Source organism: Chitinophaga sp. (assembly GCF_039596155.1).
Taxonomy (GTDB): domain Bacteria; phylum Bacteroidota; class Bacteroidia; order Chitinophagales; family Chitinophagaceae; genus Chitinophaga.
This window is the reverse complement of the sequence record NZ_JBCNKF010000015.1, coordinates 106,922-127,912: the sequence shown is the minus strand read 5'-3', so window position 1 is coordinate 127,912 and position 20,991 is coordinate 106,922. Positions and strand designations below refer to the sequence as shown.

Genomic DNA, 20,991 nt, shown 5'->3' with positions numbered 1-20,991 from the left:
ATGGTTTATTTTCTATATAAAAGGGGCAAAGATAAGCGCATATTCCGGATTTTCCGGACTGACAGGAATCAGGATATTTGTATTATGAAAACACAGGAGCATATTAATTACAACAGGATTGCCGCAGCGATCGATTATATCCGGAACCATTTTCGGGAACAACCAGGCCTGGATGAGGTGGCAGAAAGCGTGCACCTGAGCCCTGCTCATTTTCAGCGCATGTTTACCGAATGGGCTGGTACAAGTCCCAAGAAATTCCTGCAATACATCAGCCTGGAATATGCTAAAGGCATGCTGAAGGAGTCGACCATCTTCGATGCGGCCTTTGAAACCGGGTTATCAAGTACCAGTCGTTTGCACGACCTGTTCATTGCCATAGAGGGAATGACGCCAGCCGAGTACAAACATGGCGGGAAGAACCTGGTGATTAATTACAGTTTCGCGGAAAGCCCGTTTGGGAACCTGGTGGTGGCCGCTACCCCCAAAGGTGTCTGCTATATGGCATTTCATGACGAAGAAACCGCTGGTTTTGAAGATCTGCGGGCAAAATTCCCGAATGCGACATTTCAAAGAAAATTAGATTTGTTGCAACAGAATGCGCTATTCATTTTCCAGCACGACTGGAGCAAACTGCCAGAGATCAAACTTCACCTGCGGGGAACGGATTTTCAGCTGAAAGTATGGGAGAGTTTATTGAAAATACCTTTAGGAAAACTGTCTACCTATGGTACCATTGCCGCCAATATTGGTAGTCCGAGCGCCAGCCGCGCTGTGGGAACAGCTATTGGGAGTAACCCGGTGGCATATTTAATCCCTTGCCACAGGGTGATTCAGTCTGGAGGTACCTTTGGTGATTACATGTGGGGCAGTACCCGCAAAACGGCCATCATTGGCTGGGAAGCCGCAAGGGCAGGCCAGTAAATGTGGTTGTAGTTTGTAACCTGGTGGGGGAGGTGCTGGTCTGCCAGATGGATGAAGACCGCCTTATTCTTTTCTGAAATGATCATACGATCCTGTTACTGAATGCCGCCTTTCTTATGAAGTGAGTACCCTGTTCCCCTTTATAGGCCCTGCCTGTGCTGTCATAGAAGTAATTATATTTTTCTATCTTGGCGGGGTTATGCATAAAATCGTCGTATTATGCCTGGTCTTCCTGAGTATGGAGGCCTGGGGACAGAAAAAATATCCAATCACACGTTTTGGCGCGAAAGCGGGAATGACATTTGACAATGCCCGTGCCATACAGGCAGCCATAGACTCCGCAACTATTACAGGTGGTGCTGTCATAATTCCTAATGGAACATTTATGACCAGCACTATTTACCTGAAAAGCAATGTTACATTACAACTGGACACTGAAGCGATCCTGCTGGGTAGCCGGGATCGGATGGCCTATGCACAAACGGGGCCACTGGCGCTGATTGTGTGTAAAGATCAAAAGAACGTAAAAATTACGGGAGGAGGGATGATAAACGGACAGGGCAGGGAACTGGTAGAAAATACAATCCGGTGCTTACGGGAGGGCAAACTCCAGGACGATGAATGGCTAAAGAAAAGGCCTTCAGAAAAGAACCGGCCTAACCTGCTATATTTTGAAAATTGTACAGCAGTTTGTATCAAAGGCATCACCCTGAAGGATGCAGCCAGCTGGGTGCAGTTGTATAAGGAATGTACCGGTGTTGAAGTCAGTAAAATTAACGTGGAAAGTAACGCTTATTGGAACAATGACGGGATTGATATTGTTGATTCAAAAGATGTGGTTATTAAAGAGAGCGTATTTAACTCAGCGGATGATGCAATCTGTCTCAAATCAGAAAATCCTGCCCTTAAATGTGAGAACGTTACGGTGAAGAATTGCGTTCTCCGATCCAGTGCAAATGGGTTCAAACTGGGAACCGGATCGTTCGGTGGATTTAAGAATATTGTGGTAGATAGCATTACGGTATATGATACCTATCGCTCCGCCATTGCTTTGGAAGCAGTAGATGGAGGTGCAATCGAACAGGTAGCAGTCACAAATGTGCGGGCATATAATACAGGCAATGCATTATTTATCCGCCTTGGAAAACGGAATCGTGATGGTCAGTATAGTACGGTGAACAATATTTTAATAGAAAAGCTGACAGCAGAAATTCCTGCTACGAAGCCGGACATTGGTTATCCGCAGGAGGGGCCCTTGCCGAAAGTCCCGATCCATTATCTGCTGCCGGCCGTGATTGCTGGCATACCGGGGCATACAATTACGAATGTACAGTTGAAGGAAATTGAAATTAAATACGCAGGCGGATATGTAAAGGGAGACCTTTCGCCTGTACCTGAGAATGAAGCTGGTTATCCGGAGTTTACTATGTTTGGTGATCTGCCTGCATGGGGATTATATGTAAGACATGCAGCAGGAATACAAGTAAAAGATTGTAAAGTGACTGTGCAGGCAGCGGATTTCAGGCCTGCTTTGTTATTTGAGGATGTAAAAGATTTACAACTACAACGCACACGGATACCTGAGAAGGAAGTAATAAATGCATCGCATGCCGAAGCAATATCTATTTCATATTAAAAATTATCTTTGTCCAAAATTGATACATATGTTCGAGCAACTAGCATCTCTGATCCAGCAGCACAGTCAGCAAACCATAGCGGACAATCCGGCTATACCAAATGAGCACAACCAGGGTGTTGTTGAGGAATTAAAGAATGTGATCATCTCCAAGGTCACCGGCCTGGTTACAAGCGGTCAGACAAATAAGATCACTGAAATGTTGTCTTCCAATGGAGAAACACCGGAGGCAAAAGATATGGAGAATAACTTTGCTACCAACATCATGCAGAAGTTTGGTATCAACAACCAGGTAGCTACTACCATTGCAGCTACCCTGATCCCCGGCATACTGAATGCGCTGAAGGGTAATAGCAGTGTACAACAGATCCTTGCTTCCCTTGGTGGTGGTGGCAACCTCGCAGATACACTGAGTGGTCTTGGCGCTAAATTTGGTTTGGACAAAGATGGCGACGGTGACGTAGACCTGGGGGATTTAGGTAAGATGTTTAAATTCTAAAATACAGGTGATCTGACAATGCGCTGGTTTAATACCTGTGCAGTTATTGAAGCATCAGACATTAAGAGCGGTTGCCTCAAAGTAAATCTTACCCGGTATGATACGGGTGCCTGGCGGGACAGCATTTCACATAAACGATTCCCAGGCGTACAGGTTACTTTGAGGCAACCTGTTTTTATACCTTCAGTGAGCCACGGAATCCCCGCGCTGCATAATAGGATTGCGCACCATTGTGATAAATGAACACATGGTCATACCTGCGATCACCAAAAATAGCCCCACCGAGTTTCCTGATAGCGGGCGGGGTTAATAGCCAGCTCGATGTTTTGAGATCGAATTCTCCTAACTCCTGCAATGCTTTGTATTCATCTTCAGTCAACAGTTCTATACCAATAGCTGCCGCCATTTCAGTGGCACTATCCGCTGGTTTCGCTTCTTTTCTCTCATCCAGTGCCTGCTGGTCATAACATACACTTCTGCGACCTTTAGGGCTTTCGGGTGAGCAATCTACGAAAGTATATATGCCAGTCTTTTTATCAAATGCTACGACATCCGGCTCACCACCTGTTTCTTCCATAATTGCCAGCACCTTTAAATGCTTTGGACTGGCATTCAGCTTCGCTTCCACCTGTGCCCATTCAATCCCTTTATGACGATTTTTATGTTTTTCAAAACGGGCTTTTAATATTTTTAATAATGCAGCACTCATAAGGTTATTTTAATTTGTTTACAATTTCCTGTAATCTGTTATGCGCCATATTCAATCCTTGTTTAAATGGCAGCTTCAGCATCTGGTCTCTCAACGCACCCGAACGATATACAATCTGCATAGTGAGTTTACTATTATCCTCATCCAGCGATTCAAATTCCAGGAATTCCAGTTGAACATCAAAATGAGCATTGCCCATTTCAAAAGTACGGGTGATCTTCCTGTTGGGGACAAACTCATGATACACACCGCTGGCAGTAAATACGATATTGCCTTTATCGTCGCTGGTATCAAACTGCCAGCTGCCATATTTCCTGTTTTCCAGTTTTACGACCTTCGTATTCATCCATTGTTCCAGAATATCAGCATCTTCATATGCTTTAAAGAGCAATTCAACGGGCAATTCAAACTTCCTGGTGATTGTGAGCTCCTGTTTTCCATTTTCAGCGTGGATTTGGGTCTTCAGTTCCATTACTTTTTTGTTTTATAGGCTTTCATGATATCTTCGAGTTTATTAAACCTGTCATCCCATAGTTTACGGAAAGGCTCAATAAAATCAGCGATTTCTTTCATTTTATTTGGATTGAGGTGATAATAAATTTCCCTTCCATTTTGTTGTTGTTCCAGTAACTCACATTCGGTAAGAATAGCGAGATGCTTAGACACAGTAGGCCTGGCCGTGTTGAAATTGGACGCAATAGATCCGGCCGTCATAGCCTGCGAAGCCAGCAACATAAGAATAGCTCTCCTGGTCGGGTCCGCGATGGCCTGAAACACGTCTCTCCTGATAATCATGGTAACAGTATTTGCATACAAATATATGTGTAGTCATTTAACTACGCAAATATTTATTTTCCCGGCTAATGGTGCCCTTACAATAGGGGGCTCCATTTCGTATGGTATGTGCCACTGTTATCCAACCCTATGATGCTGAAAGAGATATTTCCCGCTGTCAGCAATTCACTGGTCAATGGCGTGAATGATTATTGTCAGCCGGTAAAACTATGGTCTGATGTTTGAGCTTACACTTGTATGAGAAAACCTGGTTTAGCCATTTCGTTTTGGAGCCTTTATACGTTAGCCTTTACTGTTGGCCTGCCCTTAATCATTTATTATGCTTCCGGCAGCGCTGCTGAAGCACCCGAAGAAATTACAAACTATACTTACATTTCTATCGGCATTGGCGCTGTGGCATGGATACTGCTCCTGGGCTTCTATGGCCGGTTCTATGTAAAGACGCTCTTTACTGACAAGTCAGAGATCATAAAAACTGCGAATGAAGGAAGACCGCTGATTGCCGGTATCACCAGCAAAATTGAGGAGGGCAGGATGCGTAATATAGCGGTACTGCAACTCAGACTCGCTTTTACGAATTTCTCAGGTACACCGGTGGAAGTGAATTATCAGCTCATGGACAGCAGACCTGAGGAAGGTCGGTATGAGAAAGGAAATACCTTTGAATTGAGCGTAAATATGAAGAAGAAGGGCGGACAGATAGTACCTAAAGGTATCGCGGTAGATTGGAATGTTTCCATGGTGATCCTGTATACATTCGTCTTTTTGGTGCTGATCGGGGTGGCTGCGTATTATCCCTTGTTTGATGACTGGCGTCATTTTGTGTTGCCACATCCCTGGACGTTGATCCCACTGGTGAATATCGGGGCTGCTTTCATCATCGGATTTTTGCTGAAGGTGATTATGAATGCAGGTGGTGGTGCTAACAATTCTGTTCAGATGGTGGTCTATGGTCTGAAAACCACCGGCAATATTGTTCGTTATGAGCAAACAGGCATGTATATTAATGAACAACCCCAGGTGGCTTTTCATTTAGCCTTTGCCGACCATCAGGGGAAAGCACATAGTCTGGTGTTGAAGAAGATAGTCTCCCTGCTGGATGTACATAAATTACAGAATGGCCCTGTGGAGATTATGTACCTCCCTGAAGATCCGGGAAAAGTGATTTTTTATGAAGATTTGAGCTTATAGGATGTTGGACAGATAAAGTATTTTTTTTGTTTAGGTTTCAGGAACAAAATAACTACTCAAAAAACGGCATTCCCGGCAGCGCATACTTTTTCATTCCTGCTTCGTTCATCTCAACACCAATACCTGGTTTTTCTGAAACTGTAATATACCCGCTGTTCACCCATTCACCGTCATACGACACGATATCCCTGAACATGGGGTCTGTATGAAAGTAACTCTGCCATTCGAGTATCAGGAAATTTGGCACTGCCGCGCAAACATGCGCCGAAGCCATCGCGCCCAGGAAAGACGCCACCATATGTGGTGCAAACGGTGTATAGTACAGGTTCGCCAGGTTGGCGATCCGTTGCCCTTCCCCCAATCCGCCACATTTTTGCAGGTCAGGCATGACGATGTCTACTGCGCCTATTTCCAGCATTCGCCTGAATCCGTAAGCCAGGTACTGGTTTTCTCCAACGCATATCGGGGTGGTCGTAGAATCGGCAATCAATTTATACACCTCTACATTTTCTGCAGGCACCGGCTCTTCCAGCCACATCAGGTTCAGCGGCTCCAATCGCTTTGCAATGGCATGAGCCGTGACCGCATCATAGCGACCATGCATGTCAGCGCAAATATCAATGGTCGGTCCCACCGCCTGCCTCGCTGCTGCCAGTTGGTCATACATACGTTGCAGCTCAGCCGGACTGGCCGTCCAGTTATACTGGTCATACTTATTAGGATCGTTTGCCTGATCAAGATCGAATTTGATAGCATTGAACCCCATATTCTTCGCGCTGAGCGCAGCTGCCGCAAAATCATCAGTTGTAGGCAGATTACGCTGATACAGTGCAGTATCGCAATATACGCGCACCTTATCCCGGAATTTACCGCCTAACAGCTGATATACGGGTAGTTCCAGTGCCTTGCCGGCCAGGTCCCACAACGCTGTTTCTATTGCGGACAATACGGCTATATACATACCCGACTGAGCCCCCCGGAAGAATCCGGCTTTACGGATGTCTTCAAACAAACGGTGCACATTCAAAGGGCTTTTTCCTTCGAGTACCGCGCCGAAAAACTTTACCAGGTGATAAGTGCCTGCAACAGCATCCACGCCTTCACCACACCCCCATATGTCCTGATTGGTGTAGATCTTTACAAACAGGCTGCCCCTGATATAACCGCACTTTACCTTTGTGATCTTCAGGTTGGCAGGAGAGGACATTTTTGACGTGCGATCAATTGCTTTTTCATATCCCTGCCCGAAAGTTGCCAGAGGTGCCAGCGCAGCTGCGATAGCCGTAGTGGTAATAAATGATCTCCTGGAGTTATTGTTTGTCATTTGTTATTATTTTATCTGAATGAGCATACTTTTGCTGCAGGTTCCCGATCATTTCAAATTCGTCGGATAGTTTAGCACTTAATGTCTCAAATATGCGGAAGTAATCGGCATAGATCTCATGATGGAGCTTATTGGGCATAAACACATCCGGCGATTCCAGCGGTTTTGCAGCCGCATCATCCAATGATTGATAGATACCCATTTCAGTGGCACTGAGTATATAAGCACCAAAGCTCACACTATGAAATTGCGGCCGTACCTGTACCGGTTTATTGAATATATCAGCCAGGAGCTGGCTGCAGAAAGGAATGGTCCCGAAACTACCATTTACCGAAAGTCGATGAATAGAACGCTGCTCGCCCAGTGTCTTCCCGATACTATAGATTTCATATAAAATACCCTCAATCGTAGCCCGTATGAAATGTTTTCTTTCATGTTTAATGTTCAGCCCGAAATAGGCGCCGCGCGCATTCGCATTCCAGATCGGAGCACGTTCACCAAGCAGATACGGCAAAAATAACAGTCCTTCTGATCCGGCTGACACATTGCCCGCTTCTTCCAGCAACTGCTGCATACTATCCGCCATATCGAATTGATTGATAAATTCACCGAATTGCCGGGTAAACCATTCAAAAATATTCCCGCCATTATTAGTAGGGCCGCCAGATACATAATAATTGTCCGTAAGCAGGTAATTAAAGAACCGCATTTTCTCATCTTTCAACACGGTAGCTCCCATTATCCTTACGGCACCACTGTCTTCAATCGTGATATTAGCCGTTGTTTCTCCTTTTATGATACCATCTCCCAAGGTAGCCAGGCAACCATCACTGGAGCCAATAAGAATTTTCGTATCAGCCCGTAACCCTAATGATTGCTGGTACGCTTTTTTTAATTTGCCGGCTGCCGTAAATATAGGCGCCACTGGTGCCAATTTATCCGCCGTAATACCGGCGTATTGCAATGCGTCGTCTTCCCAGTTCACCGTGTGAATGTTCAGCAATCCGGTGGCAGAAGCAATGCTGTAGTCTATCATATATTCGCCCGTGAGCTGGTGAACGATATAACTTTTGATAGACAGGTATTTACTGGTACTCCTGAATCGTTCGCTGTCATGATCCCTGATCCATGCAATTTTTACCAATGGTGACATGGGGTGTATCGGCGTGCCTGTTTCCTCGTACAACTTTCTGCCAAGTGATGATTGCCGTAATTCCTGTGCTTCTTTCTTGGCCCGGTTGTCTGCCCAGGTAATAGCATTACCAAGCGGATTCCCTTTCGCATCCACAGGCAGCACGCTGTGCATAGATCCACAGAAGCATATGCTGGCTACTTTGTATTTCTTCGGGTGTATATATTCATTTAAGATGTTCTTTAATACATATAAGGTGGTGATAAAAATCTGCTCCGGGTCCTGCTCACTATAATCAGGTTGTGTATGAAATGTTGGATAGTGGCCCTTCATTGATCCGATTACCTGGCCACTAAGGTTATATACAAACACGCGTATCCCGTAGGTTCCTAACTCAACTGTTATGATGCAATCCATATCTATGACTATTTATATATTACGCAAATGATTTTTCCTGAATTCACTTGGACGATACCCCGTTAACTTTTTAAAAGTGGTTGAAAAATGTTGCGATGAATAAAAACCTACATCCAGCGCAATATCAGTTACACTGATATCATCCCGCTTGAGTAATTTGATAGCCTCCGAAATGCGGATGTTGATCAGGTAATTAATAGGCGAGAACCCGGAAAAACTTTTCACCTTCTCCGTAAACATCGTTGTGCCCATACCGACCAGTCCTGCCATTTCCTCTACCGTCCACTGATGCGAGAGATCCTGCCGCAATGCTATTTCCAGGTTGGTAAACGCCTGGGGGAAGTCACGGGAGGAATGTGTTTGCCGCGTTATCTTACGGCTGACCTGTATCAGCATTTCATCTATATGCTGGTTAATACGTGTCTGATAGGCAACTTCCATCTCTACCAGCTCTGTGTAAATACATTTGATAATACTACACACCTCATTAAACCGGCTTAATGCCGGAAGATTGTTGACAGATAATATTTTGCCAATGGCGGTGGATTCACTATTTGATAACCTGCTCCATTTTCCTGGTAATATATGACCGTTATCCTCCTGTTTTACGGCCAGTTGTATCCATATAAAGGATCCGATTGTCAGCACACTGTTAGCTGCACTAAGTGATTTGCCGGGCATTATCAACGCTACATCACCGGGGTAAAACACATGCGGTTGATGGTTGATGTACCATTCGAACCGGCCTTCTATAATATGATAAATACGTAATCCTTCTGCTACAGTGGACGGAAAACTATTGGGCTGAATGGAGCCATTCTTTTTCAGGCCCAGCTCCAGGATATGCGGGAACAATACCAGCTCTGGAGAGGTACCATGTTTTAGCTCAAATTGATTCATATACGTGGTGAATGGGCTTACATAAAGTAAAGAAATTTGTTCAATCTGCACGTACAAAATTCAACGCCGTTTTATTTTGGAAGTTTTTATATGTAATACCGGATAATTTGTACGCTAAAGATTCCTCACCCCACCCAACTTACGTTATGAAAAAGCAATTCCACAGCAGTGGTTACCGCTTTGCGGGATTCCTGCTGCTTATTATCTTACAGTTGATAGTATCCCACGCCTATGCACAAACCGTTACAGGAACGGTGGCTGATGACAAGGGCGTAAAAATGCCCGGGGTTTCTATTACTGTAAAGGGTAGCTCCCTGAGAACCACGTCCGACAGCTCCGGCAAATATCGCATTCCTGCTTCCGCGAACGCCACACTTGTATTCACTTCGGTAGGATTTAAAACTACAGAAGTCAATGTAGCCAATCAGTCCGTCGTCAATGTATCGATGCTGATCGATAACCAGAACCTGGGCGAGGTAATTGTAACAGCCCTCGGTATAAAGAAGCAGTCACGTAGCCTGGGATATGCCGCTACCAGTGTCAAACCTGAAGAAATAAGCGTAAATCGCAGCAGTAATGTCATGAACGCCCTGCAGGGCAAGGTAGCCGGATTGAATATTTCTTCCCTGGGTACCGGTCCGGGTGGTACATCCAAGATCCGCATCCGCGGCCAGTCATCCATTTCCGGCCAGAACAATCCACTGATCGTCATTAATGGTGTGCCGGTTGATAATACCAATTTCAACGACAACATCACCGGTGTGAAGGGTGGGGGCGTGTTCGCTGATGGCGGAGACGGCCTTTCTAGTATCAATCCTGACGATATCGAAAACATGACCATTTTAAAAGGCGCCCCTGCATCGGCGCTCTATGGTTCCCGTGCAAAAGATGGTGTCATCATGATCACCACAAAGATAAAAGGAAAGACAAAAGGGATGGGCGTTACCTACAATCTGAATTATACTAACGACACGCCGCTTGACTTTACGGATTACCAGCGTGAATACGGGCAGGGTGAGAACGGCGTTCGTCCTACCACTCCCAATCCCACTTCCGGACAATGGTCCTTTGGTGAAAAATTTGCTCCCGGAATGACGCAGGTCCTGTTCAATAACTTAACACTTCCCTACCAGCCGCAAGGCAGCCGTATAAAGGAATTCTATCGCCACGGTCAGAATGTGGCCAACACAATTGCTTTTGAAAGCAGCAGTGATAAAGGTGGTTTCCGGATGTCACTGAACAATACGGATAACAGGGGGATTATGCCCAACAATACATTTAACCGTAAGTCGATGAACCTCGGTTTTATTTATAATCTGTCAGAACAGTTCTCTGTATCAGGCAATGTCAACTACTCGCGTGAGATCAACAAGAATCCACCGAACATTGCCAACCAGGATAACTCTATTCCTACTACCCTGATGGCAATGTCTACCTCCATGCCTTTACATGTGCTGGATGAAAATAAATACAATGCAGCAGGTGATGAAAACAGTTGGTCCAGGTTTGCCAATCGTACCAATCCTTATTGGGTACTGGCAGAACAATTTCATAATATCAAACGGGATCGCATTTATGGCAATGTGACACTGAAATACCTGCTCCGGCCATGGCTCAGTGTGCAGGGACGGTTTGGGCAGGACTACTGGTCCAGGGATGAAGACGTCAATAACTTTCCTACCGGCCAGGCTTCCCGGGCCGCCGCACCGCCGGGATTTGTAAATGGTTTGTATACCCAGGAATCACGCCGGTTCCGGGAAACAAACCTCGATTACCTGATCAATGCCAATAAAAAGTTCGGTGAGGTGGAGATAAATGTAAATGCGGGGGGCAACCGGATGCGCAAACGGTCTGATATCAATAATGTGGTTGTAACTGACTTCATCACCAGGGGAATATATACCGTACAAAACGGCCGTTCCAAAGATCCGGTGTATACATTGATAGAACAGGGTGTAAACTCGTTGTATAGTTCTGCCGAAATAAATTTCCGGCAAACTTTCTACCTCACCGGTACTGTACGCAATGACTGGTTCTCGACACTCGCTCCTAAAAACAGGAGCATTTTGTATCCGTCTGTATCAGGCAGCTACATTTTTTCAGAACATCTGCCTCGTGTCAGCTGGCTGAATTTTGGCAAAGTGAGATTAGGTTATGCGGAGGTAGGAAGTGATGGCGACGTGGCGCCGTATTCTAACCAGTTGTTCTATACACCTAATGCGAATTTCATCAATAATCCAAACGGGCAGGCAGTGCCTGTAGGTACCAGTGCTATCAGTAATAATGTGACCGGTACCACTTTGCCTAACGCAAATCTGCGGCCCAGCAGGATTTCAGAACTGGAGGCCGGACTGGAAATGCGCTTATTTGATAGTCGTGTGAATATCGATCTGGCAGCTTACCGCAAAATTACCAGCGACCAGATCGTGCTGGTACAAATCTCCGATGCTTCCGGTTATCTGAACACGCCGATCAACAGTGGCAAAAGCCGTAACAAAGGATTTGAAGCCATGCTGAACCTGGTGCCGGTAAGAAGTCGCCAATGGACATGGGAGTTCACCGCCAATACCTCTTATAATATCACAAAGGTGCTCAGCATCATTACAGACAAGGCAGGTGAACGTATTACCACCGGTACACACGTATTTAACGGAGAAACGAGGCATGTAGTGGGCAAAGAAATCGGGCAGATCGCCGGCTATGGCTATGCATATAACGAAAAAGGGCAACAGATATTTCAATCAAATGGGCTACCGCAACGGACAGCCGACTTCCTGTTGTTTGGCAGCGCGTTGCCCAAATGGGTCGGCGGTTTTCTAAATACCGTTACCTACAAAGGATTCAGACTGAGCGTCTTCGTGGATTATAAACTGGGTAACAAAATGTTGTCAGGCACCAACTTCAACGCAATACGACACGGACTGCACAAGAAAACGCTGGAAGGACGTGAGGGAGGTGTAAAGGGCGCTGGTGTAGATGCCAATGGCAATCCCAATACTGCCGTAGCCGCAGTGCAGACCTACTGGGAGCATCTCCGCTCACAACAGATCATCGCCCCGGTTGTATATAACGGAGGCTACTGGAAATTGCGCCAGGTATCATTAGGTTATGACCTCACCAGGCATATTCCTGCAAAATGGCCTATCAAAGGAATGAAGCTCGATTTTGTAGCCAACAATGTATTGATATTGAAAAAGTGGGTTGACAATATCGACCCTGAAACATTTGGCTTTGGTTCCGACAACCAGATCGGGCTTGAATCACCGGGGCTACCTACTACCCGCAGTCTGGGCGTGAATTTGAATATCAAACTTTAACTAATTCCGTTATGAAAAAGATCTTATTAGCTATCATTATATCGTGTTCGTTTGTTGCCTGTGATAAGGGTTTGAGTGACCTGAACGTCAACGGGACCAATTCTACCTCGCTCGACCCTGTATTGTTGCTTAACCAGGCAATTATTAATACTTCCTTCCCGGTAAAATCACTGGTATTCGATGTGGGCATTGTACAGCAGATGATATCGCCCAACGGTGGGGTAGTGGCCGGCGCAAATTTTAACCAGGATAGTCGTGATGTAACGACGCAACCCCTGTGGGCAGCTTACTACCAAAGCGTGATCAAAAACACTTATGATGCCCGTACACGAGCAAAGGATCTGCCCAACCGGAGCAACATATATAATATGGCACGTATCTACCAGTCATACGTCTTTATGATATTGACAGACGAATATGGAGACATCCCCTACCAGGAAGGGGGGGCTGGTTTGAGTACAGGCATGCTGTTCCCGAAATACGATCGCCAGCAGGATATCTACCCGGCGATTATACAGGAACTTACAGAAGCGGCAGCGGCACTCAGTACGACAGCCGTGATCGAAAGCGGGGACCTCTTATACGGTGGCAATGTTGCCAAATGGAAAAAATTCGCCTATTCTCTTCTACTGCGGGCGGGCATGCGATTGAGTAAAGTAGATCCGGCCCAGGCACAAAATACTGTGCAGGCAGCGGTAGCAGGTGGAGTGATTACTACGAATGCAGACAATGCATATATAAGACATGACGCCAACTATACCCAGCCTATTGGCGCCACTCTGAATGGCGGTGAGGCGGCTAATTTTTACCTCGCCAAACCATTTGCAGACCAGCTGAAAAATACCAGCGACCCGCGGTTATCAGCCATTGCTGTCAGGTATGTAGGCGCTACCAGCGGTGCCGGACAAACCGTCGCTGCCAGCACGACCGATCCCTCCAAACAGATTGGAATGCCAATTGGCCGCGACAATGGTACCATTGGCGCTGCCGCCGCCGCAGATGGCCTGGTTAGTTTTTATGAGTATAGCCAGGTGGATCGCCGCAGATTGCTCAAAACATTTGCCCCTGTTTTCCTGGTGACGGCTGCCCAGACCAACCTATTGCTTGCTGAAGCCCGTTTCAGGGGATGGATCACTACCGGCACCGTTGCCCAGTACTATGCAGATGGTATTGCGGCACACATGGATCAGATGGGCGTTTATGATCCTAATAGCGCGATTGCTGCCAGTGCGCGCGACACCTACATCGCCGCCAATCCCATTACTGCCGGCAATGAACTGAATCAGATCAACACCCAATACTGGATTGCTTCCTTCTTGAATGGCCCCGAAGCCTTTGCCAACTTCAGAAGAAGTGGATTTCCTGCGCTGACCCCTAATCCTTACGGTCAGCCAGGCAATCCCGATGTACCGCAGGGTACATTTATCAGGCGACTGACCTATCCAACCTCAGAGCTGAGTGTAAATAGTGAAAATGTAAACGAGGCAATCGCCAGGCAGGGCGCAGATAAGCTGAGCACCAGGATCTGGTGGGATAAGTAAACAATAAAAACGGCCATGAGTACACAGAAAAAGTTAAGAAGCGCTGACTGGTTCGGCAAACAGGATAAAATGAGTTTTGTACACCGGTCCTGGTTCCGCAATCAGGGGTATCCGGATGATTACTTCATGAACAGGCCCGTTATCGGAATTTGTAATACCTGGAGCGAACTTACTCCCTGCAACGGTCACCTTCGTGATATAGCTGAAGTCGTAAAACGCGGTGTGCTGGAAGCCGGCGGTGTTCCATTTGAGTTCCCGGTCACATCACTGGGAGAAACGGTTATGCGACCCACCACGATGTTGTTTCGAAACCTGGCCAGCATGGATGTAGAAGAGACCATCCGTGCAAATCCCATTGACGGTGTCGTGTTACTCACCGGTTGCGATAAAACAACGCCCAGTACAATAATGGGTGCCTGTAGTGTAGATCTCCCGACGATTGTCGTACCAGGTGGCGCAATGCTGAATGGACAGTTTCGTGGAGAATGTATCGGGAGCGGCACTTTCAACTGGATGATAAAGGAAAAACAAGGAGTGGAGCATTACACGATGCAGGACATCCTGGAGGTAGAAAAGGGGGTGGCCAGGAGCCAGGGGCATTGTATGACGATGGGTACGGCCAGTACGATGGCATGTATGTCGGAAGCCCTTGGACTGACACTTCCCGGGGCGGCCGCTATTCCTGCGGTAGATGCACGTAAGAAACTGCTGGCGCAGTTGAGTGGTCGTCGTATTGTAGAAATGGTAAGAGAAGATCTTACCCTTTCACGTATACTCACCCGGCATGCATTTGAGAATGCCATTGTAATAAATTCAGCGATTGGAGGCTCTTCTAATTTTATCATCCATCTATTAGCGATTGCCGGTCGTATCGGTGTGCCGCTTTCATTGGAGGACTTTGATGCAATTGGTAGCAGGGTGCCCCTGTTGGTGAACCTGAAGCCATCGGGGAAGTTCCTGATGGAAGATTTCTATTATGCAGGTGGGCTGCCGGTGGTGGTCCGGGAAATGCAATCCTATCTGAAGTCGGATGTCATGACGGTAAATGGGAGAGGACTTTGCGACAATTGTACGGTCTCTCCCTGTTACAACCCTGCGGTCATAGCCACGTTGGAGGCTCCTTTGCAACCGGCTGCCGGTATGGTGGTGCTGAAGGGTAATTTATGCGAGCAGGGAGCTGTTATAAAACCGGCAGCTGCATCTGCTCATTTACTGAGGCATCGTGGCCGGGCCGTTGTTTTTGAATCTATGGAAGACTATATCGCACGTATCGATGATCCGGACCTGGATATAGATGAAAACTGTGTGATCGTCCTGAAGGGTGCCGGCCCGGTGGGGTATCCGGGAATGCCGGAAGTGGGCAACGTGGATCTGCCGATGAAATTGCTGCAGAAAGGGGTGAAAGATATGGTGCGCATTTCAGATGGGCGCATGAGTGGAACGGCCGGAGGTACAGTGGTATTGCATATATCCCCCGAATCAGCGGTAGGGGGTACGCTGGCTGTAGTATATGATGGAGACATGATAGAACTGGATGTTGCTGCCAGGAAGTTGCATCTGGATATTACTGATGAGGAGCTGGCGGCCCGCAAAGCGAAGTGGCAGGCGCCTTCTCCCATGGCTGATCGTGGGTATGTGAAGTTTTATATAGATCATGTGCAGCAGGCGCATCTGGGTGCGGACCTGGATGTGTTACGTGGTGGTTCGGGCGCAGAAGTGCTGAGGGATCTTCATTGAGTGGTTGGTGTGTAATACGTAGCAGGCGCATTTAGGTACGGACCTGGATGTGGTATGTGGCGGTTCAGGCGCAGAAGTGTTGAGGCTTCATTGAGTGGTTGGTGTGTAATGCGTAGCAGGCGCATTTAGGTGCGGACCTGGTTTGTTACGCCGTGGCGCTGAACGTTCTTCATGAAGGCGGTCTCCCCGAGAAATTTATTATATGATGAATGTTTTTTTGTAAATTAATCCTGCGCAGAATGACACCGGCTATTGCAGATACTTTATAATCCCGGGATACGACCCATTATTGATGACACCACTGAAATTGTAGCGGATTTGATATCAATCCTTCAATAAAAACGAATGATACACGATGAAGACCCGGACGTGCGCCACATAACATTATTACTTTCCAAAACCACGTATATGAAGAACATTCAAACCAATAAGTTATTCTGGGCAAGCTGTCTTGCATTATTAGTGACCTCCCTTTCATTCGGCATCCGCGCAGGGATGATGAATCAATTAGGAATAGAATTTCAGTTAAATGCCACACAGCTGGGTACGATCACAGCTACAGCTTTCTGGGGTTTCCCGCTGGCAATGGTCATAGGCGGCTTTATCGTCGACATCATCGGCATGAAACGGCTGCTTGTTATCGCATTTCTTTTTCACCTGGCTGGGATAGCACTTACCATTTTTGCGCAGGGTTACTGGACATTGTTTTTCTCAACATTGCTGATTGGCATTGCTAATGGCACCGTAGAGGCAGCCTGTAATCCGCTGGTCGCAGCACTGTATCCAACGGAAAAGACAACCCGCCTGAATTATTTTCATCTTTGGTTTCCGGGAGGTATTGTGATCGGTACCCTGGTGGTGACTTTGTTTGTGAACCTGCACCTGGGGTGGCAGTTGCAGGTAGCGACGATGCTGATTCCTACCCTGATTTATGGTTTCTTATTTGCAAGGCTTGATTTCCCGCTTACAGAAAGGGTATCATCAGGTTATTCAAGTCGTGACATGTACGCTGCCGTATTTACACCACTGTTCATTTTCATGTTTATCTGCATGCTGATGACTGCTATCACTGAATTGTTCACCGGGCAGTGGATAGGGTTATTGCTAAAGAATGTGACAGACAATGCGCTATTGTTGCTGACACTGACCACGGGAGTGATGGTGGTGGGCCGCGCCTTCGCCAAACCCATTGTTAAAAAGCTGGAACCGCAGGGAGTGCTCTTGTTTTCGGCAATTTTTGCAGCCGCAGGGCTCTATATGCTCAGTACTTTTACAGGTAGTGCGGTGTTCTTTGCGGCACTGGTATTTGGTATTGGTGTATGTTATTTCTGGCCGACCATGATTGGTTTTGTAGCTGAGAATATCCCACAATCCGGCGCGCTTGGGTTGAACCTGCTGGGTGGTGCGGGCATGTTCGCCGTATCTATCTACACCATGTTCATGGGGGGATTTTATGATAGTTTGATCGTTAAGCATCTTCCTGCTGGCACTAACCTGGGCACGTACCTGACAGCAGCGGAAGGTACGGCTGAGGCGGTGACACTTAACGAGGCGAAGCGGCTTGCGGGCCCTGAAGTATTGCAGATTACACTGGTGTTGCCGATTGTATTGATTGTCGCATTTACGGGGCTGGTTTTATATATGAGGTCGCGAAAGGTTGCGGCACCCAAAGCTGGTTTTAATTAATTGAATAGTAGAAAGAATTATAAATAAAACGCTTCAGTTTTTCCGAAACTGAAGCGTTTTTGTTTGCTGGAACCACGTGTATAAAAACTCAAACCTGTCCTTCTTTGATCTCAGAATTGGCTGAAGTAAGCTGATCTGATGACACTTGTATTACTACGTCAATTGCAGTAAAGGATGCTCCTTCCTGTTGAGATCGCCCTTTCGGTTACATTTGATTATTCGGCCGCTGCTGCGATCTCTGGCATAGTTATGACCCTCGGTCCTACAAATTATCCACCAACACATTTGACTACCTAAACATTTGTGCTGGAAGAAATGATTAAAGATCAGTACCATGTCCTTGCCCGAAGTAAAAGAATTGGTCAGATGTAGCTGCTGAGATGTGTCATGGCTGCACTATATGTAAAGAAATATGTCCATAAACAGTGAATGAACATTTGTGCGCTAAATTTAGCGATTATTGCCATTGTTCCATTTTGAATTAGACTTTCTTTACTTCTCCAACAAAATAACCACGAAATGAAAAAACAAAACTCACCTACAAGAGTAACCAGGAAGGTGACTCTTGGTACTGCAGCAATCATTGTACTTGCAGGCACTACAATTTTAACAAGCTGTACAAAAGAGGCAAAGCCCCAGCCTGAGCTAATTGCTAATGAGCGTCTTGCCAAAACTGAAGTCACCACCCAATCCTACCAATCCGGTACAAATAACGGCTTCTTCTGGTCTCTTTGGAAAAGTGATGGTGCTACCGGTACCGTTAATTATGCAAATGGTGCTGCCGGAAATTACACAGTTAACTGGACCGGTTTTAATGGCAATTTCACCTGTGGTAAAGGCTATTCAGCAGGTAGTACATCCTATAAAATAGGATATAATCTGGGCGCTTATTCAAATTCGGGTGGCGGTACTTTCGGCTGGTATGGCTGGAGCAGAAATCCTTATTACGAGTATTATGTAAATGAAACATGGGGGGCAGTATCTCCTCATACGGGCACTTATTTAGGAACTTTTGAAAGCGATGGTGCAGGTTATAACGTATGGACCCGTTGGATGACAGGTAAGAATATCGATGGAGGAGATGGCTTCAGGCAGATTTATAGCTCCAGAGTTACAAAAGTTACGACCGGGCAAAATCGCGTCATTACTTTTGCGAACCACTATAATAAGTGGAGTAGTTTAGGCTATACGCTTGGGCAGTTAAATATTCCGGCTATTATGGTTTCAGAGACCTGGGGCACTAATACTAATGGAAATATTAACTGTACGATCTGGATGCAATAAACCCCCGTTTAAATTAAAACCATACAAATACTGCCTGGCTTATACCGGGCAGTATTTGGTGTGTGTATTTCCTATTACTTACCCAATATTATTTAACGACAGGTTATGATGAGATCAATACCTTATTTTCTTACATTTTTCATCTTTGCACTTGCTGCCTGCGATTCACCGGATCGTAAGAACATGGAAGGAAATAAAAACTTTCTGATCGGAAAATGGCATCGGTTTTCAATAGAAAATGGATATAGCGAATTTGATATCGATTCGCAATACATTGTTTTTTACAATCAGAAAGCTGGCCGGTTCGGGCTTCCTTACAAAATAGAAAATGACTCTTTGAAATACCTGACCAATCATTACGCGGCTAAGATTACCGACTATGGTGACTCAGTACTTCTCAAAGGCAACGATAGTACGGAAGCTACCTTATATAGATTTAAAGAATCGAATATTCCTTTTAAGGAAATTCCGGAAGAAAAAGATTCTTTGTCATTTGCATCATACATTGCAGGTTTCGATCAGCGATTAATCCGGGAATTTGAGAAAGCCGGAATAAAAATTTCTGATGGTACGGAAAGGCGGGAGGAACCAGGGTATGAAGAACTGCTCAGAAAGGCAGCAATAAATAAAAACGACGGGAGTGCAAATTGACGAATAGCAATTCAACCTGATACATAGCAAGTAGTGTGAATTTCTCTATCATAAAAGCAGAGAAGCCGCTTAAATCATGAGATTTAAGCGGCTTCAATTTTCTTTGATAATCTTTTGTGATCCCGTTGGGACTCGAACCCAAGACCCATACATTAAAAGTGTATTGCTCTACCAACTGAGCTACGGAATCATACCCCGTTTGTGATTTGGAGTGCAAAGATAGTAATTATTTAATATCTCCCAACTTTTTGACAACTTTTTTTAAAACATACGCACAATTTTACTCATCCCTTCCAAACAAATTCTAATATTATCCAATATCCCGCCTATTTTTGTGCCTGCAAAAAAATGTTCATGCAACAACCTTTCGACAACAAAGTAGCCGTTATTACCGGTGGCACCTCCGGTATCGGCAAAGCCATCGCTATAGATCTGCTCCGCTCCGGCGCCAAAGTAGCCGTATGCGGCCGCAAGCAGGACGCTCTCCAGGCCCTGAGCGACGAGCTGAATACAAATGCCCTGTTCACCTATGTGGCTGACGTCAGTAAAGAGGATGATTGTAAAGCTTTTATCGGACAAACAATTGCGCACTTCGGTAAAATAGATATCCTAATCAATAATGCCGGGATCTCTATGCGCGCCCTATTCAATGGTGTCAATTTGTCTGTTTTAAAACAACTGATGGATATCAATTTCTGGGGAACGGTATATTGTACTAATTATGCATTACCTTCCATCCTTGAAAACAAAGGAACGGTGGTAGGGGTGTCTTCTATTGCCGGTTATCGTGGTCTGCCCGGCAGAACCGGTTACTCTGCCAGCAAGTTTGCCATGCAGGGTTTCCTGGAATCTCTCCGCACTGAACTCCTGCATACAGGCGTAAACGTAATGTGGGTATGCCCCGGTTTCACCGCTTCGAATATCCGCAACACCGCGCTGAATGAAAAAGGAAATGTACAGGGTGAAACACCACTCGATGAAGGTAAACTCATGACCGCCGAAGCAGTGGCAAGGGCTATCAATAAATCGATTGCTAAACGTAAACGTACCCTGGTATTGACAGGACAGGGCAAACTGACCGTTTTACTGAGTAAACTACTGCCCGGATTCCTTGACGGAATGGTGTACAACCACTTCAGAAAAGAACCTAATTCTCCTTTAAAATAATTGACTTCCAATCCGGAACTGCCGTTCACGCAGTTCCGGATCATATGCTTACTGCCCCCCAAACCCTTACCAATTACACATCAC

General features: G+C 46.0%; 18 protein-coding genes and 1 tRNA gene. 11 read left to right on the top strand and 8 right to left on the bottom strand.

Going from position 1 to position 20,991, the window contains the following annotated elements; translation table 11 throughout:
- Positions 1 to 84: 84 nt before the first annotated feature.
- Positions 85 to 921 carry a methylated-DNA--[protein]-cysteine S-methyltransferase gene (locus tag ABDW33_RS16075; protein ID WP_343691098.1) on the top strand — a complete coding sequence of 279 codons (837 nt, stop codon included), beginning with the start codon at positions 85 to 87 and terminating at the stop codon, positions 919 to 921.
- An 82-nt stretch (positions 922 to 1,003) separates the two neighbouring features.
- On the opposite strand, the gene ABDW33_RS16070 is transcribed toward ABDW33_RS16075, so the two are convergent.
- Complete coding sequence (locus ABDW33_RS16070; RefSeq protein WP_343691097.1) at positions 1,004 to 1,126, bottom strand: hypothetical protein; 123 nt, start codon at positions 1,124 to 1,126, stop codon at positions 1,004 to 1,006.
- On the opposite strand from ABDW33_RS16070, the gene ABDW33_RS16065 reads away from it, so the two are divergent.
- Both ABDW33_RS16065 and ABDW33_RS16060 read left to right on the top strand, forming a co-directional pair.
- Entirely contained in the window at positions 1,121 to 2,557 is a 1,437-nt protein-coding gene (locus tag ABDW33_RS16065; protein WP_343691096.1) for a glycosyl hydrolase family 28 protein, read from the top strand. The genes ABDW33_RS16070 and ABDW33_RS16065 overlap by 6 nt on opposite strands.
- A gap of 28 nt (positions 2,558 to 2,585) precedes the next feature.
- Positions 2,586 to 3,056: a hypothetical protein gene (locus tag ABDW33_RS16060; protein ID WP_343691095.1), complete on the top strand. Its 471-nt coding sequence runs from the start codon at positions 2,586 to 2,588 to the stop codon at positions 3,054 to 3,056.
- A gap of 175 nt (positions 3,057 to 3,231) precedes the next feature.
- Here the strand turns inward: ABDW33_RS16060 and ABDW33_RS16055 are convergent, their stop codons facing one another.
- The 3 genes from ABDW33_RS16055 to ABDW33_RS16045 are packed head-to-tail and all read right to left on the bottom strand — an operon-like array spanning position 3,232 to position 4,560.
- The gene (locus tag ABDW33_RS16055) at positions 3,232 to 3,765 is read right to left on the bottom strand and encodes a DUF4256 domain-containing protein (protein WP_343691094.1); all 534 of its coding nucleotides are present in this window, start codon (positions 3,763 to 3,765) and stop codon (positions 3,232 to 3,234) included.
- Between the two features lie 4 nt (positions 3,766 to 3,769).
- Complete coding sequence (locus tag ABDW33_RS16050) at positions 3,770 to 4,237, bottom strand: SRPBCC domain-containing protein (RefSeq protein ID WP_343691093.1); 468 nt, start codon at positions 4,235 to 4,237, stop codon at positions 3,770 to 3,772.
- Entirely contained in the window at positions 4,237 to 4,560 is a 324-nt protein-coding gene (locus ABDW33_RS16045) for a metalloregulator ArsR/SmtB family transcription factor (RefSeq protein ID WP_343691092.1), read from the bottom strand. The genes ABDW33_RS16050 and ABDW33_RS16045 overlap by 1 nt, the downstream gene beginning before the upstream one ends.
- A 237-nt stretch (positions 4,561 to 4,797) precedes the next feature.
- Between ABDW33_RS16045 and ABDW33_RS16040 the strand changes: the two genes are divergently transcribed.
- Positions 4,798 to 5,751, top strand: coding sequence for a hypothetical protein (locus ABDW33_RS16040; RefSeq protein ID WP_343691091.1), 954 nt, complete (start codon positions 4,798 to 4,800; stop codon positions 5,749 to 5,751).
- Positions 5,752 to 5,803: 52 nt separating this feature from the next.
- On the opposite strand, the gene ABDW33_RS16035 is transcribed toward ABDW33_RS16040, so the two are convergent.
- From ABDW33_RS16035 to ABDW33_RS16025, 3 genes are read right to left on the bottom strand one after another with little or no spacing between them, the layout of a single operon-like run.
- Positions 5,804 to 7,075: a mandelate racemase/muconate lactonizing enzyme family protein gene (locus tag ABDW33_RS16035; RefSeq protein WP_343691090.1), complete on the bottom strand. Its 1,272-nt coding sequence runs from the start codon at positions 7,073 to 7,075 to the stop codon at positions 5,804 to 5,806.
- A complete protein-coding gene (locus ABDW33_RS16030) occupies positions 7,062 to 8,624 on the bottom strand; it encodes a gluconokinase (protein WP_343691089.1) in 1,563 nt (520 codons plus the stop codon). The genes ABDW33_RS16035 and ABDW33_RS16030 overlap by 14 nt, the downstream gene beginning before the upstream one ends.
- Positions 8,625 to 8,636: 12 nt before the next feature.
- On the bottom strand, positions 8,637 to 9,524 hold the full coding sequence (locus ABDW33_RS16025) for an AraC family transcriptional regulator (protein WP_343691088.1): 888 nt from the start codon (positions 9,522 to 9,524) through the stop codon (positions 8,637 to 8,639).
- Between the two features lie 146 nt (positions 9,525 to 9,670).
- Here ABDW33_RS16025 and ABDW33_RS16020 point away from each other — a divergent pair, with 146 nt between their 5' ends.
- The 6 genes from ABDW33_RS16020 (at position 9,671) to ABDW33_RS15995 (ending at position 19,740) form a co-directional block, all read left to right on the top strand.
- On the top strand, positions 9,671 to 12,841 hold the full coding sequence (locus tag ABDW33_RS16020) for a SusC/RagA family TonB-linked outer membrane protein (RefSeq protein WP_343691087.1): 3,171 nt from the start codon (positions 9,671 to 9,673) through the stop codon (positions 12,839 to 12,841).
- 11 nt (positions 12,842 to 12,852) lie between these two features.
- A complete protein-coding gene (locus ABDW33_RS16015; RefSeq protein ID WP_343691086.1) occupies positions 12,853 to 14,382 on the top strand; it encodes a SusD/RagB family nutrient-binding outer membrane lipoprotein in 1,530 nt (509 codons plus the stop codon).
- Positions 14,383 to 14,397: 15 nt separating this feature from the next.
- Positions 14,398 to 16,119, top strand: a complete 1,722-nt coding sequence (locus ABDW33_RS16010; protein ID WP_343691085.1) for an IlvD/Edd family dehydratase — start codon at positions 14,398 to 14,400, stop codon at positions 16,117 to 16,119.
- Positions 16,120 to 16,527: 408 nt separating this feature from the next.
- The gene (locus tag ABDW33_RS16005) at positions 16,528 to 17,805 is read left to right on the top strand and encodes an MFS transporter (RefSeq protein ID WP_343691084.1); all 1,278 of its coding nucleotides are present in this window, start codon (positions 16,528 to 16,530) and stop codon (positions 17,803 to 17,805) included.
- Between the two features lie 519 nt (positions 17,806 to 18,324).
- Positions 18,325 to 19,089 (top strand): glycoside hydrolase family 11 protein, encoded by a 765-nt coding sequence (locus tag ABDW33_RS16000; RefSeq protein ID WP_343691083.1) that lies wholly within the window; start codon positions 18,325 to 18,327, stop codon positions 19,087 to 19,089.
- A gap of 105 nt (positions 19,090 to 19,194) precedes the next feature.
- Positions 19,195 to 19,740 (top strand): hypothetical protein, encoded by a 546-nt coding sequence (locus ABDW33_RS15995; RefSeq protein ID WP_343691082.1) that lies wholly within the window; start codon positions 19,195 to 19,197, stop codon positions 19,738 to 19,740.
- Positions 19,741 to 19,857: 117 nt separating this feature from the next.
- Here ABDW33_RS15995 and ABDW33_RS15990 read toward each other — a convergent pair.
- A tRNA-Lys gene (locus ABDW33_RS15990) sits at positions 19,858 to 19,930 on the bottom strand.
- A 164-nt stretch (positions 19,931 to 20,094) separates the two neighbouring features.
- Between ABDW33_RS15990 and ABDW33_RS15985 the strand changes: the two genes are divergently transcribed.
- Positions 20,095 to 20,907: an SDR family oxidoreductase gene (locus ABDW33_RS15985; RefSeq protein WP_343691081.1), complete on the top strand. Its 813-nt coding sequence runs from the start codon at positions 20,095 to 20,097 to the stop codon at positions 20,905 to 20,907.
- The last annotated feature ends 84 nt before the right edge of the window (positions 20,908 to 20,991 follow it).